Here is a 17,201-nt window from a genome sequence, read left to right as displayed (position 1 = left end):
TAATACAAATATGTCTGACATTATTCAACTATTACCTGATCATGTTGCCAATCAAATTGCAGCTGGTGAGGTGGTTCAGAGACCTGCATCCGTAGTTAAAGAACTATTAGAAAATGCTATTGATGCTGGAGCAAAAAACATACACCTAATTTTAAAAGATTCAGGAAAAACTCTTATTCAAGTAATTGATGATGGAACGGGGATGTCTGAAACGGATGCGAGACTTTGTTTTGAAAGACACGCTACTTCTAAAATTAGAGAAGCCGAAGATTTATTTAATCTATCGACCAAAGGTTTTCGTGGAGAAGCAATGGCTTCTATTGCTGCTATTGCTCAAATAGAAATGAAAACCAAACAAGCTGATGAGGAACTAGGAACTTGTATCCAAATAGAAGGAAGTAAAATTACCAATCAAGAAATTGTCCCTACTCCTGTTGGAACCAACACAGCTGTTAAGAATTTATTTTTTAACATTCCTGCTCGTAGAAATTTTTTAAAATCCGATGCTGTAGAAACCAGACATATTATTGATGAATTTCAACGTGTCGCTTTGGTACATGCAGATGTTCATTTTATCCTAAATCATAATAACTCAGAAATTTTTAATCTCCCAGCAGGAAATTTAAAACAACGAGTAGTCAATATTTTTGGAGGAAAAACCAATGAACGGTTAATTCCTATTGATGAAGATACTGATGTTTTAAAACTTAGTGGATTTATTATGAAACCTGAATTTGCTAAAAAGAAACGTGGAGAACAATTCTTTTTTGTAAATGATCGATTTATCAAAAGTCCATATTTGCATCATGCCATCAATGCAGCCTTTGAAGGATTAACAGAAAGAGGAACGCATCCTGGTTATTTTTTATATTTAAAAGTACCTACCAATACCATCGATATTAATATTCACCCAACCAAAACAGAAGTGAAATTTGATAACGAAAAAGTATTGTACGAAATATTACGAGCTGCAGTAAAACACAGTTTGGGTCAATATAACATTATGCCTGCACTAGATTTTACCAAAGACAAAAATTTAGAAACGCCTTATAGCTATAAAGACAAACCTATTAGTACTCCAAAAATTGAAGTAGACCCTAATTTTAATCCATTTAAAACGGAATCTAACTTTAACCCTTTTCAAGAAAAAGAAACAAAATCTACCACAAGTAGTTTTAGTGGTGGTAAATCTTTTTCATCAAAAAAGAATGAAGGAAGTTGGGAAACTTTATACAATGGTTTAGAATCTATTGCCAATACTCCTGTTGTTGAAAATGAATTGAATCCGCAATTATTTGAAACCAAGGAAACTAAATTGGTAAAAGACACTTTTCAGATTCAAAATAAATACATTTTATGTAATTTAAATACAGGAACCTATTTGGTGCATCAACATTTGGCACATCAACGAGTGTTGTACGAAAACTTTTTATCTAACATTACAGTAAAAGAAGCTTCTAGCCAGCAACTACTTTTCCCAATTAGTATTAGTTATAGCAAACAAGAATTACACATTCTACAAAACATTAAAGAAGAGTTAGAAAGTACGGGATTTATGTTTGAAGATATGTCTAAAGATCATGTAATTGTGTCAGGTATTCCAACGACTATTAGTGAAAGTCAGATTAGCATGGTTTTTGAACAATTGATAGAAGATTTTCAAGAAGACATTCAAGAAAACAGTTTTAGTCAGTTAGATATGATTGCAAAATCATTAGCAAAAACACTAGCCATAAAGACTGGAACAAAATTAACAGAGGTAGAACAAGAAGTTTTAATCCAAGATTTATTTGCCTGTAAAGAGGCTAATATATCACCATTTAGAAAGAAAATTTATACTTCTGTAAATAGTAAAAAACTAGACATTATTTTTAATACCGACTAGGATTATGAGCAGAGTACCCGATATTATCAAAGATATCATCATCATCAATATTTTATTTTTTGTTGCTACTATAAGCATGCAAAACATAGATTTGGGAGCGATGTTTAACTTGCATTATTTTGACAACCCTAACTTTAAACCTTGGCAATTAGTCACAAGTATGTTTATGCATGGTAGCATAGGACATATCTTTTTTAACATGTTGGCTTTGTATTTTTTTGGAACACCTATGGTACAGGTATTTGGAAAGAATAAATTTTTATTCTTTTACTTTTCTGCTGGGATTGGGGCGAGTTTGATTTATTTATTAGAACGTCATTTTGAATTTACAGGTGCTGTAGATGCTTTAATTAATATGGGGTCTAGTAAACAAGAAATTCACGAACTATTCAGTCTTACTAAATCACAACTATACAGTCAATTACCTAATAATAATGTAGGTGTTCTAATTGCTAAATCATATGGAATTTACAACATGCAAATGTTAGGAGCCTCTGGTGCTATTTTTGGTTTGTTAGCTGGTTATGCTTGGTATTTTCCAAACTCAGAAATCTACTTATACTTTGTGTTGCCAGTAAAAGCAAAATATTTTATTCCTGTAATTGTAATTGCTGATTTAATTTCTGGACTTACTGGTCAACCTCTATTAAGTCCTGTAAACACCGCTTATTTTGCCCACGTAGGTGGTGCAGTTATTGGTCTAATTATGGCTTATATTTGGAAGAAAAATCAATATAGAATGTATTAATATTATGAACAATATTTTTGCACAAATAAAACATAAGTATGAATATGGGTCTGTGGTTGAAAAACTCATATTTATAAACATTGCTGTTTTTATTGTTACTTATTTACTGGGTAGTTTAGGATGGCTTTTTGGTAGCAATGGAAATGTTTTTTACACTTGGCTATCTTTACCTGCTTCGGTTGATGAATTTTTAATAAAACCATGGACATTAATTACTTATGGTTTTATGCATGGTGGGTTTATTCATCTGCTATTCAACTTGATTTTTTTATACTACATAGGAAATTTATTTGTTGATTATTTTATTCCTAAAAAACTACTTTCTTTTTATTTGTGGGGAACTGTTTTTGGAGGACTTATTTTTATTTTTAGTTATAATTTTTTTCCTGCTCTACAAAGTCAAAATGCAACATTGGTTGGTGCTTCTTCTGGAATTATGGCTATTTTAATTGGATTGACCACCTATATGCCAAATTATGAATTAAAACTAAGATTTATTGGATTTGTAAAACTTTGGGTGATTGCATTAATTTTTGTGGCTTTAGACTTGGTACAACTACCCGATGGAAATGCAGGCGGACACTTAGCTCATTTAGGAGGAGCTTTGTATGGTTTTTTAGCCATTTATTATCAAAATAAAATTTCTTTTTCTAACCCTTTTAAAAATACTTTTAAAAGAAAATCTCCGTTAAAAACAAGTTACAAATCAACAAACAAAAGAAAATCAACACCTACACCAAGTGAGGTTCAACAAAAAATAAATATCATTCTGGAAAAAATAAGCAAATCTGGCTACGATTCTTTAAATAAAGAAGAAAAAGAATTTTTATTTCAACAAGGTAAAAAATAAGGAATGAAAAAGTTGAACTTTTTTGACAAGTTTCTGTTTTTTATAAATAGTCTTGTTTCTATTTTATTACTGTTTACCTACGCTTTACCTTTTATAGATCCCGAGAAACACCCTGGTATTGCCATATTGAGTTTGGCTTATCCTATTTTACTAATCATCAATATTACTTTTGTTGTTTTTTGGGTTGTAAAACTAAAACTTCATTTTTTATTATCGGCCATTTCAATTCTTATTGGCTTATCACATATTCATGATTTTTATGTATTAGATAATAAAGAAGTTATTAAGGATAGTGACATTAAACTTTTGTCCTTTAACGTAAGACGTTTTAACGTTTACAATTGGATAAAATCTCCAACTATAAAGCAAGATATTTGTGATTTTGTAAATAAAGAAAATCCTGATATTGTTTTTTTCCAAGAATATACCAACGAAAAAAATGTACGTCTTAATATAACCAATACATATGTTTACAAAACTAGCGCTAGTGGTATTGCCATATACAGTAAATATAAAATATTAAACAAAGGAGCTATCAACTTTAAAAATACAGCTAACAATATTATTTATGCTGATTTAAAAATTAACAAAGAAATTGTGAGGGTTTACAATGTACATCTACAATCTTTTAGAATAGATACTCAAAAAGAACATTACGGAGATAAAGACAATGAAGCTTTGGTTAAAAGATTTAAGTCTGTTTTTAAAGAACAATCTCATCAAATTAAAGTACTAAAAGAGCATATTAAAAATTGTAAGTACCGAACTATTGTTGCAGGAGACTTTAACAATACTGCTTTTTCATGGAATTATCATGAAATTATGGAAGGCAGAAAAGATGCTTTTGTAGAAGCTGGCATCAACTTTGGTAAATCTTACCATTATTTCTTTCCATTTAGAATAGATTTTATATTACCAGATAATACTATGGAAGTTGGCAAATTTACTACTTATGATGTAAATTTATCAGATCACTATCCTATAATGGCAAGAATCAATTTAAATAATTAGTATCTTTATTTTGAAATGATAAAAGAACATTTTTTTCTACTATTTTTTATACTCTGCTTTATCAGTATTGATGTTTATTCACAAAGGGAAGTCCCTCTTGAAGATGAAGTAAAAGAGACTGAGAAAACGTATGAAAAAATTGACATACAAAAAGAAATAGAAGTCTACTCTATTTTTAATGATTTTAGAATCCCTATAAGAGAAAATATCAATACCTCTGATTTAAGATATAATGGTTGGGTTACTGATCCTGGAATGTATACTTTTAGATGTAGAAAAGGGAAAAGAATTAGATTAACTTTTTGGTATTTAGATAAAGGACCAAAAGAAGTATTAGATTCTGAATTTATTAATATTACACCCGCCATTGACAAATGTCAAAAAGGAGATATTGAATATAAAAAACACACTTACAGGAAAAGTAAATAACACTTTACAAAATACTACATTACATTATGAGAAAAAAAATTACATATATATTCTTTGCAATTTGTCTTTTAACCTACACATATGGTTCTGCACAAGATTTATTAAAATTTACCATTAAAGGGAAAATTGCTAGTGCTGTAGACAGTACCTCTATACAAGGAGCTACTTTATTAAACCTTAGTAATATTAACGGTGTTGTATCTAATAAAGAAGGTCTTTTTGAAATTGATGTAACCGAAAGTGATACTCTTTTAATTTCTAGTTTAGGGTTTGAATCTATTAAATTAAAGGTAACAAGAGATTTATCTAAAGGAACAGAATTAAATGTTGATTTGTTTCCTAGAGTAGAAGAATTACCAGAAGTAAATGTGCATGCTTATAAAATTATTGGTGTTCTAGAAATTGATGTTAAAAATGTACCTAAAGACAGATATAATAGGATTCATATCAACGGTTTAAAACAAACCTATGAAACACAAAATAGTAGAGTGGGAACTAGTTTAGGGGCTGGAGGAATTACCATTAGCAACCCTGCTGATTTTGTTTATAACCTTTTTGGATCTAAGCCTAAAAAACTAAGAGATTTAAAAGAATTAAAAAACAAAGATGCTACTCGTAAAATTTTAGCAGATCGTTTTGACAGAGAAATTATTTTAGATTATTTACAAATGGATATTAACAAACTAACCGAAGTTTTATCTGATTGTGATTACTCTCCATATTTTATTAACAAGGCTACCGATTTACAATTAATTGAGGCTGTGTTAGAATGTTATGACAACCATAAAGCGGTTAAAAACGGCCATACTTCAAAATCAGAAAAAACTAAATAAGAGACTCTCCGTTTAGATTTGTAGTTAACACATCACTCATATAATCTAAATAAGGTCTTGCTGCTTTAAAAGATTTTATCACTTCTTTATAAAAATTAGGATCAAGAACTTCTTCATCCGTAAATTTTCTTAATAGGATAAAATCTTTTTTGCGTATTAACTCAATATCTTTGTGTTCTTTATCAAAACCTTTGGGAGCAGTTTTTAAGGTCTCTCCATCATGAAAACCTCCAAAAATTTTCTGAATTGACACAGAATTAATGATTTCATTAATTTCATCACTGTCCATTTCAAATTCTTTTCTAATTCTTAACAAATCTTCTTTATTAGGCTGCCAAAAACCACATGCAAGAAAAGAACCTCCTGGGGTAATTTCTACATGATAACCACCTCTTAAAGCTTCTGTAGCTCTTTTATAACTACAACTTCTATAAATTTTATAGGGCGACTTGTCTTTAGAAAATCTTACATCTCTATAAATTCTGTAAGCTTTCATTCCTTCAATATCATCTTCTTCTCTCAAACCTTCCATCACCTTGGTAAAAAAGAACTTTAATTGAATTTCTTCTTCCGTAAACCAAGCTTTGTTTTCTGCAAACCACTCACGAGTATTATTTTCTTTTAAAGCATTTAAAAAGTTAAAAATAGACGGTTGAATTTGGATAGACATACACTGTTGTTTTTGATTTTTATAAATGTACAAATTCATGCGAAAACACACTTACTTTTCTTCTATAAATAAACAGCTAAATCATCAAAATACCTTAAATTTAAGTGTTCATTCTAAATTTAAAAAGCCTTAAAAACACTGGCTTTTATTATACAATTACACCGACTTTTTAGTCACAACAAGACAAAGCATGGAAGACATGATTTTTTACGATCGACTGCAGTTTGCTTTTACGATCACATTCCACTACATTTTCCCACAACTCACCATGGGACTCTCTTTAATTATTATTCTTTTTAAAGGATATTATTTAAAATCTAACAAAGAAATTTATAACGATGCAGCTAAGTTTTTTATGAAGATTTTTGCCATCAACTTTACCATGGGAGTCATTACCGGAATTCCTATGGAGTTTCAGTTTGGAACCAACTGGGCTAAATTTTCTGAATTAACAGGGGGAATTATTGGACAAACTTTGGCCATGGAAGGAACTTTTTCTTTTTTCTTAGAATCTTCTTTTTTAGCCTTGTTTATTTTTGGTGAAAAATTGATGGGACAAAAACTCCATTTTTTAACCGGATTTTTTGTTTTTTTAGGCTCTTGGGCAAGTGGTTATTTAATTTTAGCCACCAACGCTTGGATGCAACATCCTGTAGGATATGAAATTTTAGAAAACGGAAAATTTGTATTGACTCATTTTTCAAAACTTTTTAGCAACCCTTGGTTATTACCTGCTTTTTTGCACAATCAAATGGCTTCTTTGGTTACTTCTTCTTTTGTAGTAGCAAGTATTGGGGCTTTTTATTTATTGATAAAAAAACACGAAGCACACGGAAAATTATTCTTAAAAACAGGAGTTATCATCGGATTGATTTCAAGTTTATTGGTTGCCTTTCCAACAGGAGATTTAAATGCTAAAAATGTAGCAAAATATCAACCTGCTGCCTTTGCTGCTATGGAAGGAATTTTTGAAACAGAAGATGCTGGAGCAGAAATTGTTTTGATTGGTCAGCCAAACATGGTAGAAAAGAAATTAGACAACAAAATAGCCGTTCCAAATATTCTTAGCTTTTTAACCTATCAAGAATGGGACAAACAAATTATTGGAATGGATCATTTTGATGAAAGTGAATTACCAGACAACATTCCTGCTTTATACTACTCTTATCATATTATGGTTGGTTTGGGAACTATTTTTATTGGAATTATGGGGATTTCAATCTTATTTCTATATCGTAAAAAACTGTACAACTTTAAACCTTTATTGTGGACCATTCTATTCTTGGTTCCATTTCCATTTATTGCTAATATTACAGGTTGGTATGTGGCAGAATTAGGTAGACAACCTTATTTGGTTTATGGATTATTAAAAACAGTTGATGGAGTTTCGCTAACTGTATCTTCAGGAAACACTTTATTTACCTTATTAGGATTTGTAGCTCTATACATGCTCTTAGGCTTGTTATTTTTAGTCTTAGTAGGAAAAACAATTTATCACGGACCTCAACATCAAAAACATTAAACTATGGAAATCTTTTGGTTTGTTATTATCGCATTGATTTTAACCATCTTTTTTATTTTAGATGGGTACGATTTTGGAACAGGAATTATTCATTTATTTTTTGCTAAAAAAGAAAAGGACAAAGAAGTAATTGCTAAAGCGGCTGGTCTCTTTTGGGACTCTAATGAAGTTTGGTTGGTTGCAGCAGGTGGTTTATTGTTTATGGCCTTTCCTACTCTTTACGCTTCGGCATTTAGTGGATTTTATCTTCCACTAATTATTATATTATGGTTAATTATTTTTAGAGCTATAGGCTTAGAATTAAGAGGACATATAAATCATCCTATATGGAAAACCATTTGGGATAAATCTTTTGGTGTATCTAGTTTGTTATTGGCTTTGTTTTTTGGAATTGCATTAGGAAATATTGCCAGAGGGGTAAATTTAGGAGGTGTAGAAAATAATCTATCCGCCTATGAACCTCACTATTTCTTTTTGCCTTTGTGGGATGCTAGTTTTAGCCCTTCTACTACCCATCCTGGTGTGATTGATTGGTTTACTATAGTTATAGGAATTATTGCTGTGGTAACCTTAACTATTCACGGTGCCAACTGGATTGTTTTAAAAACCAATGCTAGTATTAACACACAACTAAAAAATGTTGTGTTTAATTTAAATATTACCCTAGCTGTGTTAACTATTTTTTCTGTAAGTATTTGGCATATTGTAGAACCCCATCCTTTGGCTAATTATTTGGAATACCCCATCTTTTTAATTTTCCCTACGATTTACTTTACAGGCTTAATAGGTTTGTTCTTTGTTAAAAAATTTAAAAAAGAAGTGTATGCATTTACCTGTTCTTGTCTAATGATTAGTGGTGGAGTAACTTCTACCTTGGCAACTATGTTTCCTACTTTATTGCCTTCTACTAATAATCTAAACCCTGACTTAACCATATACAATACTGCTACAAGCGAATACGGAATGTCAGTTGCCATACCTTGGATGATTATTGGAATTATTTTGTTAATTATTTACTTCATCATCCAAAAAAAATTATTAGGAGGTAAAATAGATAATATGGATTACGGACACTAATAATTTAAAAATTTAATTCTCGACTACGTTCGATGATCATCGATGATATTTTCAAAAAAATAAGTAATCGTCAATGAACATAGTCGAGATGTTTTCTACCTATCAAAACTAAAAATGACAGAAACATCTATTTCTTTGTTAAGTATTCTTGTAGGAATTATAAGTGTAAACCTATACGCTTATTTTTTAAACAAAAAGCAATTTGGTTTTACAGGAAATACCATTATTGGTGTTTTTGGAAGTATTTTATTCATCAAATCTTTTAGTAGGTTGGGTTTTACTCCAACTGACGTTATGATGAATCATCAGATAAACATGTTTCCATTTATTATCAACTTGATGGTTTCTACCTTGGGAGGCATACTATTATTTTTATTAGCAGCATATTTATACAAAAAAACCTCCTCTAAATAGAGAAGGCTTTTTTAATTCTTAATATATTTTATTCCGGTACATCCGTCAATGTTTTCATAAAAGCAATAATATCTTTTATTTCTTGATCCGATAAATTTAACTCATCAAAAGGTAAGGTTTGATATTCTTCGTGAATTCCAATTCCTTGTCCCCCTCCTCGATTATAAAAATCTACTACTTCATCTAAAGTATTGTATACACCATTATGCATATATGGACTTGTTTTTTCAATATTTCTGACGGTTGGAGTCTTAAAAAAATGTTTTCTTTCCTTAGTTTTAAAAATATTATATCTACCAAAATCAGAACTAACCATAGCATTGATTGTATCATTCTCTTCTGGAACACCAATCAATTCTAATTCAGTATCCTTAAAATCCGGAGGAACCGTTCCGTTAAATAATGGAGGAAAATGACAAGTAGCACAAACTGCTTTTCCCATAAATAAATTGAACCCTTTTTTTTCTGAATTAGTTAAGGTATTTTCTACTCCATTGATATTTCTATCAAATTTTGAATCAAAACTATTTAAGGTTCTTATATAAGAAGCAATGGCATGTCTTATATTAAAATCAACTCTTTTTAAACCATATAAAGAGTCTAACAGTCTTTTGTATACAGGAGCTTTAAGCACTCTATTTACAATAGAATCCATAGGTAAATTAAATTCATCATGATTGTTTGCTACCCCTACAATTTGACCTTCTAAACTACCCGTGCGTGCATCCATAAAAAATGATTGCTGGTAAGCTGCATAAGTAAGTGTTGGACTATTTCTTGTTTGTTTATTACTAAATGTTTTTCTACCATCAGTAAAGGCTAACTCTTTGATATGGCAAGATGCACAAGCTAAATTGTTATCTTTTGATAACATTTTATCATTGAACAATAACTTTCCAAAATGTTCCTTTTCTTTAATTTTTGTAGTATCACTTTTAAAATCTGTAAAAAAATAAACATTAAGAGCCTCCTTACCAAAAAGTGAGGTGATGTTATTTGAGACAGCCATTTCGAAAGGAAAATTAACCGCCCAATCTTTTTGGATCTTAACTAATAATTTTAATTGATGATCTGTATAATTTTTAATAAATGTATATCTGTCAAAATCATTAAAATCTCCATCTAAAGTTTTGATGGCATCTTGAAACGAAACAACAATTTCTTTCTTTAATCCATTAGAAGTAAAATAATCTTGACATACTTCAATAAGTTTTATCAACGTCTTATAGGTGTATTTAGATTCTAATAGAGATTGAGACAAAACAGGAGAATCAAAACCTGTAATTCCGGTTGTAGCAATTCTAATAATTTGATTTCTTATCACCCAAATAACATGATAATCTTTAAAATGAATGGAACTATTCTCTTTAATTAATTTAAGTCTGCTACTTGTTTTTGATACTATATTATTTAATTCAACGTGATCAACCTCATCTTCATGAAGCATTTCTTCAATTACTTGGAACCCAAATGGACTTCCAATTTTTATATCCGTTGCATCTTCTTCTTGAACTTGCAAGATATTAGGAGCGTTTAAAGATTTGTAGTTATTTCTATCTACAAAAGCTAAAATAGGCTCGATGGTTTTAAAATGTTTTCGTGCTCTTTTATAAACTTCAATTTTATTGTTTTGATTGCTTAACTTAATTATTGAATCTAAAGCTTCAATACACAATTTTAATTCTTGTTGATAAAAAACATCAACTTCTTTATCCTTAGAAATTTTTAGAGTTTTTGTTTTCATCTCCTTTTTACAGGCCAACACTGTTAAAAGCAAAAGACATATACCTAATGTATATGCCTTTGCTTTTATAAATAATATGTTATTCATAAAAATTTCTTATCTATCTAATCCTGTAATTTTATATAATACAGAACCTTCGTTTGTTGCACTTGCACCTTCTAATACTGAGTTTGCTTTAGGATCTGTGAAATAAGTTCCGGCAGGAGCTTCCCAACCATGGTTTTGTGTAATTAACATAAATGTATTTTCTCCATTATTAACCACATCAGTCACATCAATCATTCCTGTAATTTCCCAAGCAGATGAAGCAGAACCATACCCTAATGCCTCTGCATTTGTTTGATCACATTCCAAAACAGTTTTCACCGTTCCTGTAGCCAAATTGTATTGGTATAATTTAGCAAAACCTGTAATAGCTGCGTTTTGAGAAGCATAACCGTTTGGATCTTCTTGAATGTATGCATAGTTTTCTGTTACAACAATATTATCAGGAGAATGGAAACCATCAGCTTTTCCTCCAACTTTATCTCCATCTAATACACAAGTGATTGTTGCTTTTAAGTAACCATCTGCATTACTATTTGTCATATCTTCATTTAAAACTACTTTATAAACACGACCAAAAGAAGTTCCTTTACCAATTAAGTCTGGCTTGATTCTACCAGTAACACAAAAATAAATTTCTCTTTGGTTAGCTGCAGAACCTCTTCTCCAATCTATATCCTCTAATCTAGCAAATCCCATTACACCTTTAGCTTTAGCTTCAGTATCTAATAAGTCAATTTGAGTCTCTTCTAACTTAACAAATTCAGCTTCATATTCAGTACCTTCAGACATATCCATTTCAAAATCTATACCTGTAGTTGTTACTTTTAAACCATATAAGCTTCCATTTTTAAGATCTCCACGAGCTCCAATGTACATTCCTAATTGTCCTGAAGGAACAGAATTGTTTGAGTCATCATCACCAATAAAAACGACAGTGTTATTAGGAAAAGCATCTTTACCAATTGGCACTGCATTTTCTGTTGACCATTGTCCTAATTTAGGTAACATAATAGCGGTATCTGCATCGTCAGCTGATTTATAAGGATTTGTAGCAAAAACCCCTTTAGAAGCTCCTCCCCATTCTCCTCCTGAAAGATACAACGGTCCAAAACCATGCTCTTCTTGTGTAACTAAAGTTCCTGAACATTGAGCTGTAAATGCTGTTGAAAATGCATTTACAATATATTCTCCATACATAGGTTGTAAACTTGCATTTAATTTAATTCTAGCAATAGAATAATCTCCCTCTATATTATTAATTAAAGTAAAAGTACCATCCTCTTCTGGTAACAAACCTGCTCCATCAGCTAAAGACCCATATACAAAATCTGGAGTACTTTCTAATTGATCTTCTGAAGACATGATAGGAGTTACTACCACAGATGAAAAATCTGAAGTTAATTTTAATAAAGTTGGTGTTTTAGAAGCTGTTAAAGGAATCAACTCTTCTACGGGAGGTGTATAATCTTTTCCATCCTTACCATCTTGTCCGTTTGTACCATCAGTACCATTCAAACCATCTTCTCCACAAGCGGAAAATAATACAGCAGATCCACAAGCCAATGTAAATAGTAATGTTTTTAAATTTTTCATTTTAAATAATTTGTTTTGTTTTTTGATATGACAAACATAACGGTGGATCTTAATAAAGTATGTAAGCTAAGCTTTAAGAAAAGCTACTGTTTTTGTTAGTTCTATGTAAAGTTTGTTAAGAAAAGTTTATCCTAACCAACCTTGTTTTTCATGAACCACTGTTCTTAAGTGATTTGTGCTGTTAACACAACTTTAGATTCTTATTTATATTTGTTCTAAAGGTTTACAAATTCAAAAAACAAAAAGTAAATAGTTCAGAAAAATTTATGAATATTGAATTTAAAAGGTTGGACTTAAAGCAATTTTGTACTTTTATCCTTATTTTTATATTAAAGCATGACCCAAACCGAACTAAAAGAATTTTTAGATAATAAAGTAATACAATATAACAACAGAAATTTTATTGAGAGTGATCCTGTACAAATTCCACATTTGTTTACGAAAAAAGAAGACATAGAAATTGCTGGTTTTTTGGCTGCTACTATTTCTTGGGGAAAGCGTCCTATGATTATTAAAAACTGCTTACAAATGATGGATTTACTTGGAAACACTCCTCATGATTTTGTGATGCATCATACCCAAGAAGATTTAGAAAAATTAGCCAATTTTAAACATCGAACGTTTAATGGCATCGATTTACAGTTTTTTATCACCTCTTTAAAAAACATCTATACAAATTATGGAGGTTTAGAACAGGTTTTTGCTAAAAATATTTCTAACAACTCTTTACAACCCGCCATACACGAGTTTAAAAAAGTTTTTTTTAAAATTCCACATCCTACCAGAACTACCAAACACGTTTCAGATCCTTTAAAAGGTTCTGCTGCCAAACGCATCAATATGTTTTTACGGTGGATGGTACGACAAGACAAATTAGGAGTAGATTTAGGAATTTGGAAAAGCATTTCTCCAGCCTATTTATCTTGCCCTCTAGATGTCCATACAGGAAACGTGGGAAGAAAATTAGGATTGATTACTCGCAAACAAAATGATGCTAAAGCTTTGTTAGAGTTAGATAATAACCTTAGAAAACTAGATGCTAAAGACCCTATTAAATACGATTTTGCCTTATTTGGTTTAGGTGTTTTTGAAGGCTTCTAAACATAAAATTATAATTGACTTGTAAATGAGTCCATATCAAATTTATATGAGCCAATATAAACTGTAATGATCCTGTAGTTTTGTAAAAAGCAAACTTAAAAACTACAAAATGACTCCAAATATTACAGAATTAATTACCAATAGAGCTTATGATGCTTGGGATAAAATGACTGAAAAAATCATCTCATGGTTAGATGTTATTGTAGTAAACTTACCCAATATTGTAATTGCCATTGTTGTTTTTTTTATTGTCATCATTGCTTCTAAATATATTAGTAGATTTAGTTTAAAGCTATTGAATAAAACCAAGCTACAACACTCAATGAAAGGCTTAATTTCTAAGTTCATTGCTATTGTTGTTATTCTATTTGGTCTTTTCCTAATATTAGGAATCCTTAATCTTAATAAAGTTTTAAACACCATTTTAGCTGGGGTTGGGGTTGCCGGTTTGGCTGTTGGTTTGGCTTTACAAGGAGTACTATCCAATACATATTCTGGAATTGTGTTATCATACATTAAACAGGTAAAATTTGGAGATTGGATTCAAACTAATGACTATGAAGGAGAAGTAATTGATATTGATTTAAGAGCAATTACTCTTAAACAAATTGATAATAACTTGGTTTACATACCCAACAAATTAGTAGTAGAACATCCTATTAAAAACTTTTCTTCCACAGCACAATCTAGGGTAATATTGGAATGTGGGGTTAGTTATGATTCTGATTTAAGAATGGTAAAAGATTTAACCATTGATACCATTGTAAAAAACTTTGATGTAGTAACCAATCAAAAAGAAGTTTTGTTTTTATGGAGAGAATTTGGAGACAGCTCTATTGATTATGAGTTACGATTTTGGATTAACTCTACCTCTGCCCTTGAAGTTGCCAAAGCCAAAAGTGAATGTATTATGTTAATTAAAGAAGCTTATAAAGCAAATGATATTAATATTCCATTTCCTATTAGAACTTTGGATATGCCTAAAAACTTTACCCTAAACACTTCTGATAATAACGAAGATTCTAGCTCTTAATTTCATAAGAGTTCATATGTAATTTATATGAGCTAAGCAACAACATATACCTGCCCTATCTTTGTAATAGAACGTTGTTAGACACTTTTTAACAACATATTTATGAACCTTTAAAACATATATAAATGAATTACCTAAATCAAAATAACGAAAAATTAATACCAGTAGTAAGTGAGCTAAATGGCTTGTTGGCTGATTATCATATTTACTATCAAAAACTAAGAAATTTCCACTGGAATGTAGAAGGTAGAAACTTTTTTGACTTACACGAAAAGTTTGAAGAAATGTACAACGATGCAAGAACCAAGATTGATGAAATTGCAGAACGTATTTTAACATTAAGACATCACCCAGTAAGTAGATATAGTGATTATTTAGAAATTTCTAAAATTGAAGAATCTGATACTTTATTAGAAGATATAGAAATGGTAGAAACACTATTATCAGATCACGGTATTTTAATTTCTAAAATGTCTCACATCATTAAAGTTTGTGAAAATGCAGAAGATGAAGGAACCATTGATTTAGTTGGTGCTTACATTAGAGAATTAGAAAAAACAAGTTGGATGTTAAATGCCTGGTCTAAAAGCACCAAAAAAGAAAAAGTAACTGCCTAATTTTAAAAAAGGATTAAAGAATTAAAAAAGATTTTAAAATGAAATTAAAAATTTCAAATATGGCCTCAAAAAATGCCTTAGTAGAGTTCGCAGGAATTCCACTAAAGCACCCAGAGCTATATAAAAAATCTTATATAATTACAGGAAAAGAAGAAACTATAGTCCCCGTGATTACGCAAGAAAATCAACATGAAATATCTTTTGCTATTTGGGGATTGTTACCAGAAAACTATGATGAAGATTGGTTAGAGTTTCAAGATTTAGTAGACACTTTAACCGTTAAAATTGATGAACTAAAAAACAACGAAGTTATTGATCAATTAGAAAACATCAACCGTTGTTTAATTTTAGTCACAGGTTTTTTTACCACCTATTTAAAAGAGGGTAAAACACATCAATATTATGTTTCTGCTAAAAACAATACCCCTTTTTACTTAGCAGGATATTACAATAAACTAAATGATGGATTTTTAACTTTTACATTATTACTTAGTCCACAAAACGAAGCTATAAAAAAGTATCAAAATCTAACCAAATATATGCCCACTATTATCAATAGTGACTACAAAAATTTATGGTTATCCGATGATATAACTTTAAATCATATAGAAGATTTTATACAAAAAACTTCATATATGCCACTGAATATTACCCAAGTGAACAACACTTTAGAATATTCATAAATCATCAAAAAAATAGTATTAACTTTAAAATAAAAAAAACATGAGTCAGAACACAAACACAGCATTAGGAATATTAGCAGGATTAACTACTGGAGCACTTTTAGGAGTATTATTTGCCCCTGCTAAAGGAAGTAAAACAAGAAAAATAATTAAAGACAAAGTAACCGAAACTGGAGAAACACTGGTAAATGAAGCCGAATCTCTTAGAAATAGTGTTGCAGACAGCATTAGTGCTAAAAAAGAAACTTTAGAAGAGCAAATTGAAGATTTAGTTTCTACTGGAAGTCACAAAGCAGAAGATGTGATTACTTCTTTAGAAAAACAATTAGAAGTCTTAAAAGCGAAAAATAAGAAATTACAGAAATCATAATGAGTTTATTAAAAAACATCAATAAAACTTCAAGACAAATAGCAAAAAGTAGTGAGGACTATTTAAACGCTACTAAAGAATATGTTGAGTTAAAAACGTTTCAACAAATAAGCAAAGTTTTTATTCTATTATTTAAAAGCTTTATTATTGGTTCTTTGCTACTTTTTGGTCTTATTCTATTAATTATAGAAAGTGTTTTTTTACTAGAAGAAATTTTAGGAAGTATACACTACGCTTTGTTGCTTTCTGCTGGAGTTTTATTTTTAATAACAGCGCTTATTTATATCTTTAGAAAACCACTTATAGAAGGTCGTGTAATAAGAATGGTTTCTAAAACTTTTTTCTCAACAGAATAATATCATCAACATGAAAGATTATAAAAACTTAGCGGAAATCAAAAGAGATTTAAAAGTATTGCAGCTAAAGAGAAAAATTGCTATTGAAGAGTTAAAATATGTAAAAAAGAGTACAGTAGAAAACTTTCAACCCTACCATTGGCTACAAGCTTATCTCATTAAAAAAGCGACCAAATTAGGAATAGAATTTTTGTTCAGAACAAAAAACAAAGCCTAA

19 protein-coding genes are annotated in these 17,201 nt (G+C 30.1%); 16 read left to right on the top strand and 3 right to left on the bottom strand.

Annotated elements, in window-relative coordinates; all coding sequences use genetic code 11:
• Nucleotides 1-10: 10 nt before the first annotated feature.
• The 6 genes from mutL to BUB70_RS07410 are packed head-to-tail and all read left to right on the top strand — an operon-like array spanning nucleotide 11 to nucleotide 5,756.
• Nucleotides 11-1,885: a DNA mismatch repair endonuclease MutL gene (gene mutL / locus BUB70_RS07435; RefSeq protein ID WP_073120131.1), complete on the top strand. Its 1,875-nt coding sequence runs from the start codon at nucleotides 11-13 to the stop codon at nucleotides 1,883-1,885.
• 4 nt (nucleotides 1,886-1,889) lie between these two features.
• The gene (locus BUB70_RS07430) at nucleotides 1,890-2,633 is read left to right on the top strand and encodes a rhomboid family intramembrane serine protease (RefSeq protein WP_073120128.1); all 744 of its coding nucleotides are present in this window, start codon (nucleotides 1,890-1,892) and stop codon (nucleotides 2,631-2,633) included.
• 4 nt (nucleotides 2,634-2,637) lie between these two features.
• Nucleotides 2,638-3,483: a rhomboid family intramembrane serine protease gene (locus BUB70_RS07425; protein ID WP_073120124.1), complete on the top strand. Its 846-nt coding sequence runs from the start codon at nucleotides 2,638-2,640 to the stop codon at nucleotides 3,481-3,483.
• 3 nt (nucleotides 3,484-3,486) lie between these two features.
• Complete coding sequence (locus tag BUB70_RS07420) at nucleotides 3,487-4,494, top strand: endonuclease/exonuclease/phosphatase family protein (RefSeq protein WP_073120121.1); 1,008 nt, start codon at nucleotides 3,487-3,489, stop codon at nucleotides 4,492-4,494.
• Between the two features lie 15 nt (nucleotides 4,495-4,509).
• A complete protein-coding gene (locus BUB70_RS07415) occupies nucleotides 4,510-4,923 on the top strand; it encodes a hypothetical protein (RefSeq protein WP_073120118.1) in 414 nt (137 codons plus the stop codon).
• A gap of 26 nt (nucleotides 4,924-4,949) precedes the next feature.
• On the top strand, nucleotides 4,950-5,756 hold the full coding sequence (locus tag BUB70_RS07410) for a carboxypeptidase-like regulatory domain-containing protein (protein ID WP_073120114.1): 807 nt from the start codon (nucleotides 4,950-4,952) through the stop codon (nucleotides 5,754-5,756).
• Here the strand turns inward: BUB70_RS07410 and BUB70_RS07405 are convergent.
• Entirely contained in the window at nucleotides 5,749-6,426 is a 678-nt protein-coding gene (locus tag BUB70_RS07405) for a DUF2461 domain-containing protein (RefSeq protein ID WP_073120111.1), read from the bottom strand. The genes BUB70_RS07410 and BUB70_RS07405 overlap by 8 nt on opposite strands.
• A gap of 190 nt (nucleotides 6,427-6,616) precedes the next feature.
• On the opposite strand from BUB70_RS07405, the gene BUB70_RS07400 reads away from it, so the two are divergent.
• The 3 genes from BUB70_RS07400 (at nucleotide 6,617) to BUB70_RS07390 (ending at nucleotide 9,439) form a co-directional block, all read left to right on the top strand.
• On the top strand, nucleotides 6,617-7,948 hold the full coding sequence (locus BUB70_RS07400) for a cytochrome ubiquinol oxidase subunit I (protein WP_073120108.1): 1,332 nt from the start codon (nucleotides 6,617-6,619) through the stop codon (nucleotides 7,946-7,948).
• A 3-nt stretch (nucleotides 7,949-7,951) separates the two neighbouring features.
• Entirely contained in the window at nucleotides 7,952-9,025 is a 1,074-nt protein-coding gene (cydB, locus tag BUB70_RS07395; RefSeq protein WP_073120105.1) for a cytochrome d ubiquinol oxidase subunit II, read from the top strand.
• A 114-nt stretch (nucleotides 9,026-9,139) separates the two neighbouring features.
• Nucleotides 9,140-9,439 (top strand): hypothetical protein, encoded by a 300-nt coding sequence (locus tag BUB70_RS07390; protein WP_073120102.1) that lies wholly within the window; start codon nucleotides 9,140-9,142, stop codon nucleotides 9,437-9,439.
• Nucleotides 9,440-9,467: 28 nt separating this feature from the next.
• Here BUB70_RS07390 and BUB70_RS07385 read toward each other — a convergent pair whose 3' ends face one another.
• Nucleotides 9,468-11,183 (bottom strand): cytochrome-c peroxidase, encoded by a 1,716-nt coding sequence (locus tag BUB70_RS07385; RefSeq protein WP_229742981.1) that lies wholly within the window; start codon nucleotides 11,181-11,183, stop codon nucleotides 9,468-9,470.
• A 96-nt stretch (nucleotides 11,184-11,279) separates the two neighbouring features.
• On the bottom strand, nucleotides 11,280-12,824 hold the full coding sequence (locus BUB70_RS07380) for an alkaline phosphatase PhoX (protein WP_073120096.1): 1,545 nt from the start codon (nucleotides 12,822-12,824) through the stop codon (nucleotides 11,280-11,282).
• A 336-nt stretch (nucleotides 12,825-13,160) separates the two neighbouring features.
• Here BUB70_RS07380 and BUB70_RS07375 point away from each other — a divergent pair, with 336 nt between their 5' ends.
• The 7 genes from BUB70_RS07375 (at nucleotide 13,161) to BUB70_RS07345 (ending at nucleotide 17,201) form a co-directional block, all read left to right on the top strand.
• Nucleotides 13,161-13,925 carry a TIGR02757 family protein gene (locus BUB70_RS07375; RefSeq protein WP_073120092.1) on the top strand — a complete coding sequence of 255 codons (765 nt, stop codon included), beginning with the start codon at nucleotides 13,161-13,163 and terminating at the stop codon, nucleotides 13,923-13,925.
• 109 nt (nucleotides 13,926-14,034) lie between these two features.
• Nucleotides 14,035-14,958 (top strand): mechanosensitive ion channel family protein, encoded by a 924-nt coding sequence (locus BUB70_RS07370; RefSeq protein ID WP_073120089.1) that lies wholly within the window; start codon nucleotides 14,035-14,037, stop codon nucleotides 14,956-14,958.
• A 125-nt stretch (nucleotides 14,959-15,083) separates the two neighbouring features.
• The gene (locus tag BUB70_RS07365; RefSeq protein WP_073120085.1) at nucleotides 15,084-15,575 is read left to right on the top strand and encodes a Dps family protein; all 492 of its coding nucleotides are present in this window, start codon (nucleotides 15,084-15,086) and stop codon (nucleotides 15,573-15,575) included.
• Between the two features lie 38 nt (nucleotides 15,576-15,613).
• The gene (locus BUB70_RS07360; protein WP_073120080.1) at nucleotides 15,614-16,258 is read left to right on the top strand and encodes an SOS response-associated peptidase family protein; all 645 of its coding nucleotides are present in this window, start codon (nucleotides 15,614-15,616) and stop codon (nucleotides 16,256-16,258) included.
• A 40-nt stretch (nucleotides 16,259-16,298) separates the two neighbouring features.
• Nucleotides 16,299-16,628: a YtxH domain-containing protein gene (locus tag BUB70_RS07355; RefSeq protein ID WP_073120077.1), complete on the top strand. Its 330-nt coding sequence runs from the start codon at nucleotides 16,299-16,301 to the stop codon at nucleotides 16,626-16,628.
• Nucleotides 16,628-16,984, top strand: coding sequence for a hypothetical protein (locus BUB70_RS07350; protein WP_073120074.1), 357 nt, complete (start codon nucleotides 16,628-16,630; stop codon nucleotides 16,982-16,984). Before BUB70_RS07355 ends, BUB70_RS07350 begins: the two co-directional genes overlap by 1 nt.
• Before the next feature lie 10 nt (nucleotides 16,985-16,994).
• Nucleotides 16,995-17,201: a hypothetical protein gene (locus BUB70_RS07345; RefSeq protein WP_073120071.1), complete on the top strand. Its 207-nt coding sequence runs from the start codon at nucleotides 16,995-16,997 to the stop codon at nucleotides 17,199-17,201.

The organism is Wenyingzhuangia marina, assembly GCF_900130035.1.
Taxonomy (GTDB): domain Bacteria; phylum Bacteroidota; class Bacteroidia; order Flavobacteriales; family Flavobacteriaceae; genus Wenyingzhuangia; species Wenyingzhuangia marina.
The sequence above is the reverse complement of the archived record's forward strand: the minus strand, read 5'-3'. Positions and strand labels throughout refer to the sequence as shown.